Genomic DNA, 15,050 nt, shown 5'->3' on the forward strand with positions numbered 1-15,050 from the left:
AGACGCCGATTGAAACTGGGTTTCAGGAGTTGTCATGTCCAGATGGAGGATGCCGCTGTGGGTCGCGCTGGCACTGCCTTTCGGGGGCGTGCTGCTGACCACGATCGGCATCCTGATCGGTGCGCAGCGCCTCACCTCGGCCCGACTCATCGAGGCCAGTGGCCGCAACCTCCTGTTTGCCACCAGTGATCACATGCGTGCCGAGGTGATCAGTCACCTCAACGTCATCTACACCTTGCAACTCAGCATGGCTGACCTGCTGACGCGCCAGGACCTTGTCCACGGCGGCGACATGAGCGCTGTGCAGTCCCTTTTCAGCGGTCACTTCAAGTCCATCTACCGTCCCCACTTTCCCCAGGTCGGCATGATCCAGCTGGGCACCGAGCAGGGTGATTTCTTCGGCATCAAGATCGGCCCCGACGGTCGGCTGCAGACCTTTCTCAAAGACCGCCGCACGGCCGAGCGCCTGATCAGTTACGACACCGACAGCGGGACTGAGCAGGCCGTGATCCAGCGCTACGACCCGCGTCAGCGCCCTTGGTACACCCCAGCCGCCCGCCTGGGGCAGCCGCGCTGGACGGAGGTCTATGTCTCCAGCTTTGGCGACTCCACCTCGATTTCGGCCACCACGCCGGTGTACCGCGCCAATGGCCGCCTGTTGGGGGTGCTGGGCACCGACGTGTCCCTCAACGATCTGTCGGCCTTGCTGCGCCATCTGCCTTTGTTGCAAGAGCATCCCTCGGCCTTGGCCTATGTGGTGGATCCGCAAGGGCGCATGCTGGCCTATTCGCACGTGGAGGAGGCCCGACCGAGCGTCAAGGGGCAGATCCTGACCGCAACGCAAAGCCATCAACCCCTGGTCAAGGCCAGTTTTGAGGCGCTCGGCCCGCTGGGCGGGGCCGATGCGGCAGAGTTCAGCGTGGTGCAGGAGGGGCAGCGCTACTTTGGCCGCAGCACCCAGTTGCACGATGAGCGCGGTCTCAACTGGCGCCTGGTGGCCCTGGTGGCCGAGTCCGACCTCAATGGGCAGGCGCGTGACACCGCTCGACTCGCGCTGGTGCTGGTGCTGTCGATCTCGGGCGCTGGCCTGCTGGTCGGGCTGCTGGTGCTGCGCCGCATCGCCCATCCGATTCGCCAGGCCGCCCGGGCCGCCACCCTGCTGGCGGCTGGCCCCGAGGCGCCGCCGGCCGTGATCGAGGCCAGCCACGTGCACGAGATTGCCACCCTGACCCATGCCTTCAATGCCATGTCGCAACGCATCCGGGCCCAGTTGGACAAGCTGCATGACATGGCCCTGCTGGACGCCGTCACCGGCCTGCCCAACCGCGAAGGCTTGATGGCGGCCTGCCGTTGGCCTGAACACCGTGACGTGACCCTGTTGCTGTTCGGTGTGGACCGGTTTCGGGCCGTCAATGCCTCGCTGGGCCCGCGCGCGGGTGACGAACTGCTGCGCCTGATCGGCATGCGGTTGCGTTCGATCTGCCCGGACGAGGCCTTGGTGGGGCGGGTTTCGGGTGACGAGTTCCTGGTGGTGCTTTTCGGGGCCGCAGACGAGGGCCGCACCGAGTCTTTCATCCGCCTGCTGCGGGGCTGCTTCAACGAGCCGTTTCAGACCGACACCGACGAGGTGCTGGTGGGCGCCAGCCTGGGTGTGGTCAGTGCCCAGGCGAGCGGGCAGACGTTCGAGCGCGACCTGCTGCGCTTTGCCAGTGCCGCGTTGCAAAAGGCCAAGTCGGGTGAGCGCGGCCAGCGGGTCGATTTTGATGAATCGCTGCTGGAGCGCAATCGCCTGGCCGCCGAATTGACGGCTGACATGCATGTGGCCCTCGCGCAGGGCCAGTTCCAGGTTTACTTTCAGCCGCTGGTCAGCCTGGACACCGGCGCCCTGTGCGGCTTGGAGGCCCTGCTGCGCTGGCAGCACCCCCAGCGCGGTGCCATCGGCCCGGCCCAGTTCATTCCACTGGCCGAAGAGTCTGGCCTGATCATCGAACTGGGGCATTGGGTGATGCGCCAGTCGGCTGTCGAGGTGGCCCAGTTGATGCGCGAGCACCGGCTGGCCGACGGCTTCATCGTGCACGTCAATGTGTCCCAGCGGCAACTGGTGCAGGCCGACTTCGTCGACCGGGTGCGCGAGGTGCTGGCGCGCAGCAGCCTGCCGGCCCAGGCCTTGGTGATCGAGATCACTGAAAGCCTGCTGGTCGAGGACGACCCGGTGATGCGCGCCACGCTGGGCGAACTGCAGGCGCTGGGCGTGGGCCTGGCCCTGGACGACTTCGGGACCGGGTACTCCTCGCTGTCCTACCTGAACAAGTTTCCTTTCACCGAGATCAAGATCGACCGCAGCTTTCTGGTGGCGGCCCAGCAAAATGCGCGCAGCGCGGCCATTCTCAAGGCTTTCATCGACATCACCCACGGCTTGCAGGTGCCAGCGATTGCCGAGGGGGTGGAGACCGAGGAGCAGGCCGAGTTGCTCAGGTCACTCAACTGCACCCTGGGGCAGGGTTACCTGTTCGGACGCCCGGCGCCCATGGCCGAGATGTGGCGGCAGTGGGTGCAGTCGCACCCCGTGGCCGACGTCAGCGCATGACCTGTCCCTGACCAGCCCTTGACCCTGGGCGCTGCTGGCCTCTTCAGCCGCGCCAGGCCCGGGCCACCAGCTCGCCGCTGGGGGTGGCCGCATGGCCCAGCAGGGCCTCGAAGCGGGCAGGGTCACCCACGTTGTCGCTGCCCAGCATGGCCAGGGTCTCGCTGCACCAAGGCACCGAGGCCGGGGCCAGGTCACCCAGGCGGGCGCTCAGTGCGGTCAGCGCATCCGGCAGGCGCAGCAGCCAGGCCGGTCGGTGGCCCGACTGGGCCCGCAGGCTGGCCACCAGGTCGCCCAGGCTCAGGGGGGCCGGCCCGGTGCATTCAATGATGCCGCGCTGGTCCAGCGCCGGGCCCAACAGGGCTACCACGGCCTCGGCCAGGTCGTGCACCGACACCGGCTGCACCCGCGCCGTCAGCATGGGGCCCGGAAACACCGCCACGGGCAGCCGCGCCAGGCCCATGAACATCGCGCTGCTGGCCCCCCCGTGGCCAAACACCACGCTGGGGCGCAGCACCACCGCGCCGGGCCCACCGGGGGCGGCGGCCAGGGCCAGCAGGTGCTGGTCGGCGGCGCGTTTGGTGCTGGCGTAGCGGGTCGGACTGCCCTCGATGCCCAGCGCTGAGATCTGCACCACCCGCTGGACACCGGCCTGAGCGCAGGCGCTGAACAGGGCCATGGGCGTGTCACGGTGCACCGCATCGATCGGGCGGCTGCGGCTGTCGCGCAGCACACCCACGGTGTTGATGACGGCATCCACCCCTTGCAGCCGGGGCAGCCACACCTCGGCACGGGTGTCGCGGGCAAAGTCCATCGTGCATTCGCCCGGTCCGGGTGGGCGGCCTGGCGAGATCCCGCCCAGCACCGTGTGGCCCGCCCGCTCAAGCGCCTGTTTGAAGGTGCGACCGATGAAGCCGCGTGAACCGGTGATCAGGATGTGCATGGGGCGCATTGTCAGTGATCGGTGCCTGACAAGGTGGGCGGTTCGCTCATGTCCTTCAAGTCGCTGGCCAGGACATAACGGGCTCGTCCGTTCTGCTTGGCGTGGTAGAGCGCGGCATCGGCCGCGTTGATCAGTCGGTGCGTCTGGTGCACATGGGCTTTGCCGTCCGGCACCCAGGCGGCCACGCCGATGCTCAGCGTCAGCCGGGGGCTGGTGGGCGAGGCGGCATGGGGAATGTTTTCGGTGCGGATGCGCTCCAGGCAACGCTGGGCCACCTCGCGGGCGCCCTCCAGCGCGATGCCGGGCAGCAGCAGCACAAATTCTTCGCCGCCATAGCGGGCCACCACCTCACCGGTGCGCCGGAAATCGGCATTCAGCACCTGGGCCACCCGCCGCAGGCAATCATCGCCCGCCAGGTGGCCGTAATGGTCGTTGTAGAGCTTGAAGTGGTCGATATCGACCAGCAGCAGGGCCAGTGGCAACTCGTGGCGGGCACAGCGCTGCCACTCGGCCGCCAGGGCCTCGTCAAAGCTGCGCCGGTTGTGCAGTCCGGTCAGGCCGTCGGTGGCCGACAGCGTGGCCAGCAATTGGTTGGCATGGGCCAGTTGCTGCTCTTTGAGCACCAACTCGGTCACGTCCACATGCACGCCCACGGTCATCTTCTCGGCGGTCTTGCGCTCGTGCACCCGGAACCAGCGCCCATCGTGCATGGGCACCAGCATGGCGGGCCCGGGCTGGCGGTGTGAGGCCAGGCGCTGGGCAGCCCAATCTTCGGCCGTTTCGCCGCTTTGCGGGGCCCGCCCGAAATGCTGGTGAGCCACTGAATATTCGATGAGTTCGTCGAAGGATCGGCCGGCTTGCAGCAGGTGGGCCAGCCCGCTGTACATCACCCGGTACTGGGTATTGCACAACAGCAGGCGGTCGTCGGTGTCGTACACGGCCAGGCCTTCGGGCAGGGCCTCCAGTGCGTCCATCAGCAGTTGCCGAACGCGCTGGCCCTCCAGTTGGGCCTGTTCCAAGGCCTCGCGTTGTTTCACCTGTTCGGTCATGTCCAGCCGGATCGCCACCACATAGCCCTCGGGCGTGCGGCTCTCGTAGGCCTGCACCCAGCGCCCACCCGACAGCTCTTGCAGAAAGCTGCGGTTGCTCATGCTGGCACGGTTCTGCAGGCGCTGCGCCAGCCATTGTTCTTCCTGGCCCACGGCCTCGACCACCGCATGGTGGCGCAAGCTTTCGGCGGCCATCTCGGCAAAAGGGCGCCCCACCGATCGCGGGTAGTCGATGTGCGGGAACATGTTCTGCAAGGCCCGGTTGTAGATCACCAGGTGGTCTTGCTCGTCAAAGATCTCCAGCGCCGCAGGCAGGGCGTCCAGGGCCCGCACCAGCAGGCGGCGGGCCTGCTGCGCATCGCTGCGGGCTTCTTGCAGGGCCTGTTGCTGGCGCACGAAGTCGGTCACATTGGTGCGCAGGCCGATCAGCCCACCGTCCGGCGTACGGCATTCATTGACCCGCACCCAGCGGTTGCCTGCCAGGCTCTGCAGAAAGTCCTGCCGCAGGCTCTGGTGCTGGCTCATGCGCTGGCGCACCCAGTTTTCTTCGTTGCCCACGGCCTCCACGACCTCACCCGCGGCCGCGGCGGCACGCAAGATGCGCTCAAAAGGCACGCCGGGCTGCAGCAAGGGGGCCACTGCCGGGTTCATGCTGCGGTAGCGGTCGCTGGCCAGCACCAGACAGTCTTGGGCGTCGAACAGGGCCACTGCGTCCGGAAAGCAGCGCAGCGCACCCTCCAGTCGTTCACTGCGCGCCTGGGCCTCGATCAATGCCGCCTGTTGCTGTTGGCTGTGCTCGCGCACCTGCCGAACGTGTTGCCACAGCCACATCAGCCCGATGCCGGGCAGGACCATGGCCAGCACGCACAGGACCAGGCCTGCGGCATCGTGTTCCAGCGCCAACAGCCAGGCCGAGCGGGCCAGCGCCACCAGGATCAGCAAGGCCCCGGCCGTGCACAGGATCAGGGGCCTGCCCAGGCGGTGCAACAGGGGGTCGGGGGTGGGGGCTGGGCTGGAGGTGGCTGGCATGGCGTGAGGAGCAGGTGTCTCAGTCTACGTCTTTGTCATTAATTGTTACAAAAAGCCGGGGTAGGGGGCTCACCGAACGTCTTCCTGAGGCCGATCGTCGGCAGGGTTGGCGCGAATTGCCTACACTGCCATGCCTCATCGACCTGCACCTCATCACCTGGAGCGTTTCATGCTGTCTGACGATCTGAAGACTGAATTCGAGGCCTTGCTGCCGGCCGGCCAGAGTGGCGTGGCGGGCCCCAGTCGGCGCACTGCGCTGCAGGCGGCACTGGGCATCGGGCTGGGTTATGCGGCCGCAGCGCAGCCGCTGCAGGCCCAGACGGCCATCCACACCACCGCCGAAGGCCTGGAGGCCGGGCGTGTGAGCATCGACGTCAACGGTTTTGCCCTGTCGGCCTACTGTGCCTCGCCCACCGGCAAGACCCACCTGCCGGTGGTGCTGGTGGTGCAGGAGATCTTCGGGGTGCACGAGTACATCGCGGATGTGTGCCGACGCCTGGCGCGCCATGGCTACATGGCCATTGCCCCTGAGCTGTACAGCCGCCAGGGCGATGCCTCCAAGTACACCGACATGGCCCGGCTGATGAGCGAGCTGGTGTCCAAGGTGCCGGATGCCCAGGTGCTGTCCGATCTGGACGCCACCCTGAAGTGGGCCGGTGCCAACGGCGGCAACCTCGACAAGACGGCCATCACCGGCTTTTGCTGGGGTGGCCGCATCACCTGGCTGTATGCGGCGCATGCACCCGTCAAGGCGGCGGTGGCCTGGTACGGCCGCCTGGTGGGTCAGCCCAGCGAGCTGACCCCACAGCACCCGATCGACCGTGTGGCCAGCCTCAAGGCGCCGGTGCTGGGCCTGTACGGTGGTGCCGATACCGGCATCCCGCTGGACACCGTGGAGCGCATGAAGACCGCGCTGGCGGCGGGCCCGGAGGCCGCCCGCGCCTCGCAGTTCGTGGTCTACCCCGACACCCCGCACGCCTTCCATGCTGACTATCGCCCCAGCTATCGCAAGGAGGCCGCCGAAGAGGGCTGGAAACGCATGCTGGAATGGTTCAAACAGCATGGGGTGGCCTGAACCCGGCCGGCCCAGCCGCTAAACTGCCCCAAGGCCTGGTTGGCCTGCCGGGCCCAGGCAAGCGGTTTGCCTGATGCGGCGGGCCCGGCCCAGATGCGCAGGGCCCGGCCGTGACCCGTGACCGGCCCCGCCCGACGATTGCTTATGACTTTGCTCCAAATCATTCTTGCCACCCTGACTGCCGGCATCGGCAGTGTCTGGGTGGCCGCTTTCCTGATGCGTGCCGGCGTGGACTCGGGGCGTGGCGGCATCAATGCCCAGCACCTGCTGAGCCTGGCGGCCGGTGCCCTGCTGGCCACCGCCTTCATGCACCTGTTGCCCGAGGCCTTTGAGGGCCAGGCCAGCCCGCACGCCTTGTTTGCCACCCTGCTGATCGGGGTGGTGTTCTTTTTCCTGCTCGACAAGGCCGAACTGTGGCACCACGGGCATGAACATGGGCATGACCACGGGCCGGCTGCGACGGACCCGGCGCAGGCTGACGCGCATGGAGGGGGGCTCCCGCAGGGGCACGCCCACGAAGGGCATGCCCACGCGCACGCCGCCTCCCACGCCCATGCCCATGCCCACTCTCACGCCCATGCGAACGCCCATGCACACGACACCAGCCCCAGCCTGTCCGGCGGCTGGTCGCTGATCACGGGCGACAGCGTGCACTGCTTCGGCGACGGCATTCTGATCGCCTCGGCCTTCGTGGCCGATCCGCGCCTGGGCCTGGTGTCGGCGCTGGCCGTGCTGGCCCACGAGGTGCCGCACCACATGGGCGACCTGGTGGTGCTGCGGCGCGCCAGCCGCAACCGGCGTCTGGCGCTGATGAAGGTGTCGCTGGCGGGCGCCGTGACGGCCCTGGGCGGGCTGGTGGGCTTTTTCCTGGTCGAGCAGTTGGAAGACCTGCTGCCTTACTTTCTGACCGTGGCCTCCAGCAGCTTCATCTATGTGGCCCTGGCCGACCTGATCCCGCAACTGCAAAAGCGCCTCACGGCCCGCCAGACCCTGGCCCAGGTGTTCTGGCTTGGGCTCGGCATCGTCTTGGTCACCTGGGCCAGCGGCCTGGCCCATGGGCACTAGCCTCAATCCGGCTTGATGTTCCCGGCGCGGACGGCCTTGTCGTAGCGGGCACGTTCGTTGTGCAGCAGGGTGGCAAAGGCGTCGGCGCTGCCGGGTTCGACCTCGCCGCCGGCGGCGCTCAGTTTGTCGCGCACGTCTTTCTGGGCCAGGGCCTTTTGCAGGGCTGCATTCAGCTGGGCCAGCACGGGCTTGGGGGTGGCGGCGGGGGCCAGCAGGCCATACCAGACCGAGGCTTCAAAACCGGCAAAGCCCGATTCGGCCAGGGTCGGGGCCTCAGGGAACAGGCTGCTGCGTTTGGCGCTCATCACCGCCAGCACCTTGAGTCTGCCGGCGCGCACCTGGGCCACGGCTTCGAGCGCGTTGACCGCCACCAGGGGTAACTGGCCGCCCACCACATCGGTGATGGCCGGGCCGCCGCCGCGATAGGGCACATGGGCCAATTGCACGCCGGCAGCGCGCTCGAACAGTTCCACCGCCAGATGCGGGGTCGAGCCATTGCCCGGGGTGGCGTAGTTCACGCTGCCCGGCTTGTCCTTGGCGGCTTTCAGCAATTGGGCCAGGGTGTCGAAGCCGGCACCGGGGTTGACGGCCAGCACCACCGGTACGCGGCCAATCAGGCCCACCGGGGCCAGGTCGCGCTCGGCGTCAAAGGGGGCCGGTTGGTACAGCGCCATGTTGGCGGCCAGCGCATTGGCGGCCACCAGCAGGGTGTAGCCATCGGCCGGGCTGTCGATCACCGACTTGATGGCGATGTTGCTGCCCGCCCCGGGCTTGTTGTCGACGATCACCGGCTGGCCCAGCAGCGTGGCCATGGCCTGGCCCACGGTGCGGCCCACGATGTCCACCGCCCCCCCGGCGGGGTAGCCGACCACCAAGTGCACCGGTTTGGCCGGGTAGCTGCCTTGGGCCTGGGCGGCCTGCCCGCATGAAAACGCCGCCAGGGCCCCTGCGGTCTGCAGGAGGGCCTGGCGGCGGTTGGGGGTCGCAGTGCCTGGGCGGGCTTGGCGTTCGGTCATGTTCGAGTCTCCAACGAGGGTTGTCGCCGCGATTCTAGGCAGAACGCCCGCACTCGGCGGGCAGGCCGGCGAGCTTTACGCGGCGGCAAAGGCCATGGTGCCGGCCGCGGTGTTGGAGATCGGGATGTGGTAGTTGGTGTGCACCTTGCGCACCTGGCCCGGTACGGCGGCCCGGGTGGCCAGCCACATCAGCAGCTCCACGCCCTGGGTGCCGGTCTTCTCGACCAGTTCGGGGATGCTGAACTGGGTGGCCCACTCGGGGTCATTGAACAGGCTGTCCATGAACTTCAGGTCGAAGGGCTTGTTGATGAAGCCGGCACGCTCGCCATCGAGCTGGTGGCTCAGGCCACCGGTGCCGATCACCACCACCTTCTTGTCGCTGTCCCAGTTGGCGATGGCCTGGCCCACGGCCTTGCCCAGGGCCAGGCAGCGCTTGGCGCTGGGCAGGGGAAACTGCACGGTGTTGATGCAGATCGGCACGGTCAGCACCGGGCACTCGCCTTCTGGCCAGAACAGCTTCAGCGGCAAGGTGAAGGCGTGGTCCACCAGCATTTCCTGGCAGGTGGTGATGTCGAACTCCTGTTCCACCAGGTGGTTGATGATGTGCCACGACAGGTCGGTGGCGCCTTTGAACGGCGGCAGGGTGGGGATGCCCCAGCCTTCATCGGCATTGTTGTACTGAGGCGCGGCCCCCACGGCGAAGGTGGGCATCTTGTCCAGGAAGAAGTTCAGGCCGTGGTCGTTGTAGAACACCACGGCGATGTCGGGCTTGACGTCGTCCAGCCACTGGCGCACCGGCAGAAAGCCATCGAAAAAGGGCTTCCAGTAAGGCTCGTTCTGAATGCCCTTGGCCATGGCGCCACCGATGGCGGGCACGTGGGAAGTGGTCATGCCACCAACAATCTTTGCCATTTTGTTTCTCCGTTGTCGTTGTGATCGTGCTTGTGGGGGATGGCTCAGGCGGCCAGGGTGTCGGGTTGCTGGTTGTGGGCCACCAGCATGGCCTTGAAGGCGTCCTTGCTCATGCCGGTCTGGGCCGCGCCCAGGTCTTGCACGTCCAGGCCCAGGATGCCGGCAAACTTGGCCAGGTAGTACACGTTGCCGCCGGCAGCCAGCAGGCCCAGCACGTCGCGTTCACGGATGGCTCGCGACTGTTCTTCGTTCAGGCCGTAGGCGGCCATGTAGGCAGCTTCGTTGGCCTTGAAGGCGTTGCGCTGGTCGGCGCTGTTGAACGAGAAGCACATCTTGTTCAAGGCGTAGCCTTTCTGGGCCTGGTCGCCGTCGAACAAGGTGGTGCCCGGAATCTGGGGCTTGGTGGCGGTCATCGGGGTCTCCTGCGGTTGATCTGTGTCAGGGCTGGAGTATTCCGAGGCCATTGCCAAAGATAAACAGATGGATACTCATACATCTCATGAACAAAATCGATTGGTTGAGCCTGGATGCCCGTCTGCTGCAGTTGCTGGTGACGGTGCAGGAGGCCGGCAGCGTGACCGGTGCGGCGCAGCGCCTGGGCCTGACCCAGTCGGCGGTCAGCCACGGCCTGGACCGGCTGCGCGCCATCGTGGGCGACCCCCTGTTCGTCAAGTCGGGGCGGGGCATCGTGGCCACGGCGCAGGCGGGCCTGCTGGCCCAGCGGGCCCGGCACCTGCTGGATGAACTCGAGGCCTTCAGCGTGGCGGCCGGCTTCGAGCCGGCCCGGCTCAACACCTGTTTCACCATCGCCGCCAATGACTTGCAGCGCGATCTGCTGCTGCCGCCCCTGCTGCGAAGCCTGCGCGAGCAGGCCCCGGGTGTCACCTTGCGGGTGATCAAGTCGGGCGCGCCCGGCCCGGCCTTGCTGCGCGACGAGGTGTGCCAGTTGATCATCACGCCACGCCCCCCCCAGGGCTCTGACATCCTGCAAAAGCGCCTGTTCGAAGACCGCTACGGCGTGTTCTACGACCCCAGCCAGCGGGCCGCGCCCAGCAGCCGCGAGGCCTACCTGGCAGCCAACCATGTGACCGTGCTGTACGAACCCCGCCGTGCCCTGGACATCGACCAATGGATGCTGGGCCAGGGCCTGGAGCGTCGCTTCGTGGCCAGCGTGCCCGGCATGGCCGCGCTGGGCTCGATGTTGCGCGGCAGCGACTGGCTGGCCACGGCCCCTTCACTGCTGGCGCGCCACAGCCTGCTGGGCCTGGCCATGGCCCCGGTGCCCCTGGCCACCCCGCCCATGCCCATGTACCAGGTGTGGCACCTGCGCCATCACAGCGACCCGGTGCACCAGTGGCTGCGCGCCGCCCTGGAGCGGGTGGCCCGCGAGGTTCAGCCGCCCGACACGGGAGCGGTCAGGCCCTGAGCCTGCTGGCGATAAGCGCGGGGCGACTGCCCGGTGTGGCGCTTGAAGAAGCGGCAGAAGTAGGCCGGGTCTTCAAAGCCCAGATCGAAGGCGATGCGCTGCACCGGGGCGGCGATGTGCACCAGCCGGCGGCAGGCCTCGCGGGCCAGGCGGGCGTGCAGCAGTTCTTGCGCGTTGCGCCCGGTTTCGGCCGCCACCATGCGGTTCAGCCGCTCGGTGGACAGGCCCAGTTGCTCGGCATAGCGCGACACCGGCCAGTGTTCGCGGTAGTGCGACTCCAGCAGCACCACCCAGCGCGTGTACAGGGCCTGCCGGCGTGAGGGCCGGTTCTCGCCTGGCCCGCCCTGGGGGCTGCCCACCTCGGGCTGGTCGGGCTGGCCGCGCTGGCCCAGTTGCGCCAGGCGCCAGACCACGGCCCGCGCCAGCCACAGCGGCACCGGGGCATCCGCGGCATCGTCAGCGCTGTTTTCGGCCTGCAGGGCCTCGAACAGGGGCTGCAGGCGAGACACATCGGGCGAGCCGGCCTCCAGCGGCAGGGCGCGTGGTCGGGCGAACAATTGCTGCAGGGCCCGCCCCATGCCGGCGGCCTCGCCCTCGGCCAGCAGGTGGGCGTTGACGGTCAGCACATGGCCATCGCTGTCGGACGAGAAACGGAAGGCGTGCGCCACACCGGGCGGGATCAGCACCGCCGTGGGGCCCACGCAGCGGCTGCGGCTTTCGTCCAAGACGACCTCGGCCCAGCCCGAGCGAAGCCACAGCACCTGGTGCAAACCCTGATGCACATGGGCATCGATCTCCCAGTCGTAAAGGCGGCTGCGGGATTCGATGGATTCGATGTGCAGCAAGGCTGCGCCAGGGCTGCCGGCTTCACCATACAGCGCAAAGGCCGGCAGCGTGTTGAAGCGGCGGCGCACGGGCGCGGGTGAGCGAGGCGAGTGGGGCATGTCAGTCAGGGCGCGTCAAAAGTGCAAGTATTGGCCGGCTTCCGTCCACTGTGCTTTGCCCCAGGTCAAAACAGAATCCAGTCCAGCCCCACAGCGGGTGCCCCAGGAGACAACATGAGCTTCAGTTTCGACCCCTACTCACCGGCCATCGATGCCGACCCTTTCCCGTACTACAAGATCCTGCGCGATGAGCAGCCTTGCTTCTGGAGCCCCGAGGCCCAGATGTGGGTGCTGTCGCGCTATGCCGACATCGTGACGGCGGGCCAGGACTGGCAGACCTATTCCTCGGCCAGCGGCAACCTGATGACCGAGCTGCCCGGTCGCGCCGGCGCCACGCTCGGCAGCTCCGACCCACCACGCCATGACCGCCTGCGCGGCCTGATCCAGCACGCCTTCATGAAGCGCAACCTGATGGCGCTGGACGAGCCCATCCGTGCCGTGGCGCGCCAGGTGTTCGGCCAGCTGCGCGGGGTGGAACGCTTCGATTTCAAGGAGGTTTCGTCGCAGTTCACAGTCAAGGTGCTGATGGCGGCGCTGGGCCTGCCCATGGGCGACGAGGCCATCGTCGACGAGCAGACCGTGCGCGACAACGCCGTGCTGATGGTGCAAAGCGATGCTCGCACCCGCACCAAGGGCCCCGAGCACATCGCGGCCTACAACTGGATGCAGGAATACGCCTCCAAGGTGATTGCCATGCGCCGCGCCGAGCCGCGTGACGACCTGATCAGCCACTTTGCCATGGCCGAGATCGATGGCGACCGCCTGGACGAACGCGAGGTGCTGCTGACCACCACGACCTTGATCATGGCCGGTGTCGAGTCGCTGGGCGGCTTCATGATGATGTTTGCCTACAACCTGGCCACCTTCGACGAGGCCCGCCGCGCCGTGGTGGCCAACCCGGCCCTGCTGCCCGATGCCATCGAGGAGTCGCTGCGCTTCAACACCTCGGCCCAGCGCTTCCGCCGCCGTCTGATGAAGGACGTGACCCTGCACGGCCAGACCATGAAGACCGGCGACTTTGTCTGCCTGGCCTATGGTTCGGGCAACCGCGACGAGCGCCAGTACCCCAACCCGGATGCCTACGACATCACGCGCAAGCCGCGGGGTCACCTGGGCTTTGGCGGTGGGGTGCACGCTTGCCTGGGCACGGCGATCGCGCGCCTGGCGGTCAAAACCGCCTTTGAAGAGTTCCACCAGGTGGTGCCCGAGTACCGCCGCATGCAGGACCAACTGGCCTGGATGCCTTCGTCCACTTTCCGCAGCCCCCTGGTGCTGGACCTGAGCACCCGCTGAACCTGGAGCCCACCCATGACCACACTCACCTACATCGAAGCCTCGGGCAGCCGCACCGACGTCGACGTGCCTGACGGTTGGAGCCTGATGCAGGCCGCCATTGCCAACGGCATTGACGGCATTTTGGGCGAATGCGGCGGCTCCTGCGCCTGCGCCACCTGCCACTGCTATGTGGATGACCTGCTGATGGCCGCCTTGCCCGCACCCAGCGCCGGCGAACTCGACATGCTGGACAACGTGGCCGCCGAGCGGCGCCCCAACAGCCGCCTGGCCTGCCAGATCAAGGCCAGCCCGGCCCTGGCGGGCGGTACCCTGACCCTGCCCGAGGTCCAGGAGTGAGCGCCGGGCCCGAGGCGGGCGCACCGGACGCCGGGGCGCACATCGTCATCGTCGGCGCCGGCCAGGCCGGGCTGATGGCGGCCGAGGCCCTGCGCAGCGGCGGCTTCAGCGCCGCCATCACCCTGCTCGGCGACGAGCCCCATGCGCCTTACCACCGCCCGCCGCTGTCCAAGGCCTGGCTGGCCGGCGAGGTGGAAGCGGCTCAGTTGCTGATGCGCGCGCCCGAGATGCTGGCCCGCAAGCAGATCACCCTGCGCACCGGCAGCCCGGTGCAGGCCATCGACCGGGCGACGCAACGCGTGCGGCTGGCCGACGGCAGCGCGCTGCACTACAGCGGCCTGCTGCTGGCCACGGGTGCCACACCGCGCCGATTGCCGCTGGCGGGCGCCGAGGCCGCGAATGTGCTGACCCTGCGCAGCCGAGACGACGCCGTGGCCATCGCTGCCGGCCTGGCCCGGTGCCAGGCCGAGGGCTTGCCCCTGGTCGTGATTGGCGGCGGCTTCATCGGCCTGGAGGTGGCGGCCACCGCGCGCAAGAAGGGCGTGGCCGTGACCGTGCTGGAGGCGGCACCGCGCCTGCTGGGCCGGGTGCTGAGCCCTCAGCTGTCCGAGTGGTACGCCGCACTGCACCGCCGCCATGGCGTGGCGCTGGCGCTGGGCGCAGCCATCGAGTGCCTGGTGGTGCAAGACGGCCAGGCCCGGGCCGTGCAATTGGCCGATGGCCGCGAACTGCCGTGTGGTCTGGTGGTGCTGGGGGTGGGCGTGCAGCCCAACGATGCCCTGGCCCGAGAGGCGGGCCTGGCGGTGGACCGTGGCATCGTGGTGGACGCCTGCGGGCGCACGTCGGACCCGCTCATCGTGGCGGCCGGCGATTGCGCGGCGCGCCGCCTGCCCGACGGTCGGCTGCTGCGCCTGGAGTCGGTGCAAAACGCCTCCGAGCAAGGCAAATCGGCCGCGGCGGCGCTGCTGGGCCAGGAGCGACCCTTCACGGCCACCCCCTGGTTCTGGTCCGACCAGTACGACCGCAAGCTGCAGATGGCCGGCCTGTCCGAAGGGGCCGACCAGGCGGTGCTGCGTGGGAGCCTGGAGGACGGCCCGTTCTCGGTCTTCCAGTACCGCGCCGGGCGTCTGGTGGCGGTCGATTCGGTGAACGCCGCCAAGGACCACCTCACGGCGCGCAAGCTGCTGGAGGCCGGCGTATCGCCGACGCCCGAGCAGGCGGCGGATCTGGGCTTCAACCTGGCGGGGCTGCTGGCGGGCTGATGGCGTTCTGACCCTGCAGGCCCCCGGGAGGGGGCCTGCAGGCGCGTCCAGCCACTCGGGACTTCTGTCGCGTGGGTGCGTGCGGGTTTTGGTCTGGGCCCTAGGATGACCCT

Annotated in this window: 13 protein-coding genes; 7 read left to right on the forward strand and 6 right to left on the reverse strand. The window is 68.2% G+C overall.

Annotation, left to right across the window (positions count from 1 at the left end; genetic code table 11):
• Window positions 1–34 precede the first annotated feature (34 nt).
• Window positions 35–2,587: a bifunctional diguanylate cyclase/phosphodiesterase gene (locus AC07PT_RS07450; protein WP_494656316.1), complete on the forward strand. Its 2,553-nt coding sequence runs from the start codon at window positions 35–37 to the stop codon at window positions 2,585–2,587.
• Between the two features lie 43 nt (window positions 2,588–2,630).
• Here the strand turns inward: AC07PT_RS07450 and AC07PT_RS07455 are convergent, their stop codons facing one another.
• The gene (locus AC07PT_RS07455; RefSeq protein WP_494656317.1) at window positions 2,631–3,527 is read right to left on the reverse strand and encodes an NAD-dependent epimerase/dehydratase family protein; all 897 of its coding nucleotides are present in this window, start codon (window positions 3,525–3,527) and stop codon (window positions 2,631–2,633) included.
• A gap of 11 nt (window positions 3,528–3,538) precedes the next feature.
• On the reverse strand, window positions 3,539–5,605 hold the full coding sequence (locus AC07PT_RS07460; RefSeq protein ID WP_494656318.1) for a sensor domain-containing diguanylate cyclase: 2,067 nt from the start codon (window positions 5,603–5,605) through the stop codon (window positions 3,539–3,541).
• Window positions 5,606–5,774: 169 nt separating this feature from the next.
• Here AC07PT_RS07460 and AC07PT_RS07465 point away from each other — a divergent pair, with 169 nt between their 5' ends.
• Complete coding sequence (locus tag AC07PT_RS07465) at window positions 5,775–6,680, forward strand: dienelactone hydrolase family protein (protein ID WP_494656319.1); 906 nt, start codon at window positions 5,775–5,777, stop codon at window positions 6,678–6,680.
• Window positions 6,681–6,824: 144 nt separating this feature from the next.
• Entirely contained in the window at window positions 6,825–7,745 is a 921-nt protein-coding gene (locus AC07PT_RS07470; RefSeq protein WP_494656320.1) for a ZIP family metal transporter, read from the forward strand.
• Window positions 7,746–7,747: 2 nt separating this feature from the next.
• Here the strand turns inward: AC07PT_RS07470 and AC07PT_RS07475 are convergent, their stop codons facing one another.
• The 3 genes from AC07PT_RS07475 to AC07PT_RS07485 form a co-directional block, all read right to left on the reverse strand.
• Window positions 7,748–8,761, reverse strand: coding sequence for a Bug family tripartite tricarboxylate transporter substrate binding protein (locus tag AC07PT_RS07475; RefSeq protein WP_494656321.1), 1,014 nt, complete (start codon window positions 8,759–8,761; stop codon window positions 7,748–7,750).
• Between the two features lie 75 nt (window positions 8,762–8,836).
• Complete coding sequence (locus tag AC07PT_RS07480) at window positions 8,837–9,673, reverse strand: class III extradiol dioxygenase family protein (protein ID WP_492346729.1); 837 nt, start codon at window positions 9,671–9,673, stop codon at window positions 8,837–8,839.
• A 44-nt stretch (window positions 9,674–9,717) separates the two neighbouring features.
• Window positions 9,718–10,086 carry a protocatechuate 4,5-dioxygenase subunit alpha gene (locus tag AC07PT_RS07485; protein ID WP_492346730.1) on the reverse strand — a complete coding sequence of 123 codons (369 nt, stop codon included), beginning with the start codon at window positions 10,084–10,086 and terminating at the stop codon, window positions 9,718–9,720.
• An 86-nt stretch (window positions 10,087–10,172) separates the two neighbouring features.
• Here AC07PT_RS07485 and AC07PT_RS07490 point away from each other — a divergent pair, with 86 nt between their 5' ends.
• Window positions 10,173–11,099 (forward strand): LysR family transcriptional regulator, encoded by a 927-nt coding sequence (locus AC07PT_RS07490; protein ID WP_492346731.1) that lies wholly within the window; start codon window positions 10,173–10,175, stop codon window positions 11,097–11,099.
• Here AC07PT_RS07490 and AC07PT_RS07495 read toward each other — a convergent pair.
• Window positions 11,066–12,043 carry a helix-turn-helix domain-containing protein gene (locus AC07PT_RS07495; RefSeq protein ID WP_494656322.1) on the reverse strand — a complete coding sequence of 326 codons (978 nt, stop codon included), beginning with the start codon at window positions 12,041–12,043 and terminating at the stop codon, window positions 11,066–11,068. The genes AC07PT_RS07490 and AC07PT_RS07495 overlap by 34 nt on opposite strands.
• Before the next feature lie 114 nt (window positions 12,044–12,157).
• Between AC07PT_RS07495 and AC07PT_RS07500 the strand changes: the two genes are divergently transcribed.
• The 3 genes from AC07PT_RS07500 to AC07PT_RS07510 are packed head-to-tail and all read left to right on the forward strand — an operon-like array spanning window position 12,158 to window position 14,937.
• Window positions 12,158–13,336 (forward strand): cytochrome P450, encoded by a 1,179-nt coding sequence (locus tag AC07PT_RS07500; protein WP_492346733.1) that lies wholly within the window; start codon window positions 12,158–12,160, stop codon window positions 13,334–13,336.
• 15 nt (window positions 13,337–13,351) lie between these two features.
• Window positions 13,352–13,675 (forward strand): 2Fe-2S iron-sulfur cluster-binding protein, encoded by a 324-nt coding sequence (locus AC07PT_RS07505; RefSeq protein WP_492346734.1) that lies wholly within the window; start codon window positions 13,352–13,354, stop codon window positions 13,673–13,675.
• Complete coding sequence (locus AC07PT_RS07510; RefSeq protein WP_494656323.1) at window positions 13,672–14,937, forward strand: NAD(P)/FAD-dependent oxidoreductase; 1,266 nt, start codon at window positions 13,672–13,674, stop codon at window positions 14,935–14,937. Before AC07PT_RS07505 ends, AC07PT_RS07510 begins: the two co-directional genes overlap by 4 nt.
• The last annotated feature ends 113 nt before the right edge of the window (window positions 14,938–15,050 follow it).

Source organism: Curvibacter sp. GW821-FHT09D12, assembly GCF_059416245.1.

What these genes read in the sequence shown, in the direction of transcription:
- AC07PT_RS07450 (WP_494656316.1), top strand. Translation starts at nt 35, where the DNA reads ATGTCCAGATGGAGGATGCCGCTGTGGGTCGCGCTGGCACTGCCTTTC.
- AC07PT_RS07455 (WP_494656317.1), bottom strand. Translation starts at nt 3,527, where the DNA reads ATGCACATCCTGATCACCGGTTCACGCGGCTTCATCGGTCGCACCTTC.
- AC07PT_RS07460 (WP_494656318.1), bottom strand. Translation starts at nt 5,605, where the DNA reads ATGCCAGCCACCTCCAGCCCAGCCCCCACCCCCGACCCCCTGTTGCAC.
- AC07PT_RS07465 (WP_494656319.1), top strand. Translation starts at nt 5,775, where the DNA reads ATGCTGTCTGACGATCTGAAGACTGAATTCGAGGCCTTGCTGCCGGCC.
- AC07PT_RS07470 (WP_494656320.1), top strand. Translation starts at nt 6,825, where the DNA reads ATGACTTTGCTCCAAATCATTCTTGCCACCCTGACTGCCGGCATCGGC.
- AC07PT_RS07475 (WP_494656321.1), bottom strand. Translation starts at nt 8,761, where the DNA reads ATGACCGAACGCCAAGCCCGCCCAGGCACTGCGACCCCCAACCGCCGC.
- AC07PT_RS07480 (WP_492346729.1), bottom strand. Translation starts at nt 9,673, where the DNA reads ATGGCAAAGATTGTTGGTGGCATGACCACTTCCCACGTGCCCGCCATC.
- AC07PT_RS07485 (WP_492346730.1), bottom strand. Translation starts at nt 10,086, where the DNA reads ATGACCGCCACCAAGCCCCAGATTCCGGGCACCACCTTGTTCGACGGC.
- AC07PT_RS07490 (WP_492346731.1), top strand. Translation starts at nt 10,173, where the DNA reads ATGAACAAAATCGATTGGTTGAGCCTGGATGCCCGTCTGCTGCAGTTG.
- AC07PT_RS07495 (WP_494656322.1), bottom strand. Translation starts at nt 12,043, where the DNA reads ATGCCCCACTCGCCTCGCTCACCCGCGCCCGTGCGCCGCCGCTTCAAC.
- AC07PT_RS07500 (WP_492346733.1), top strand. Translation starts at nt 12,158, where the DNA reads ATGAGCTTCAGTTTCGACCCCTACTCACCGGCCATCGATGCCGACCCT.
- AC07PT_RS07505 (WP_492346734.1), top strand. Translation starts at nt 13,352, where the DNA reads ATGACCACACTCACCTACATCGAAGCCTCGGGCAGCCGCACCGACGTC.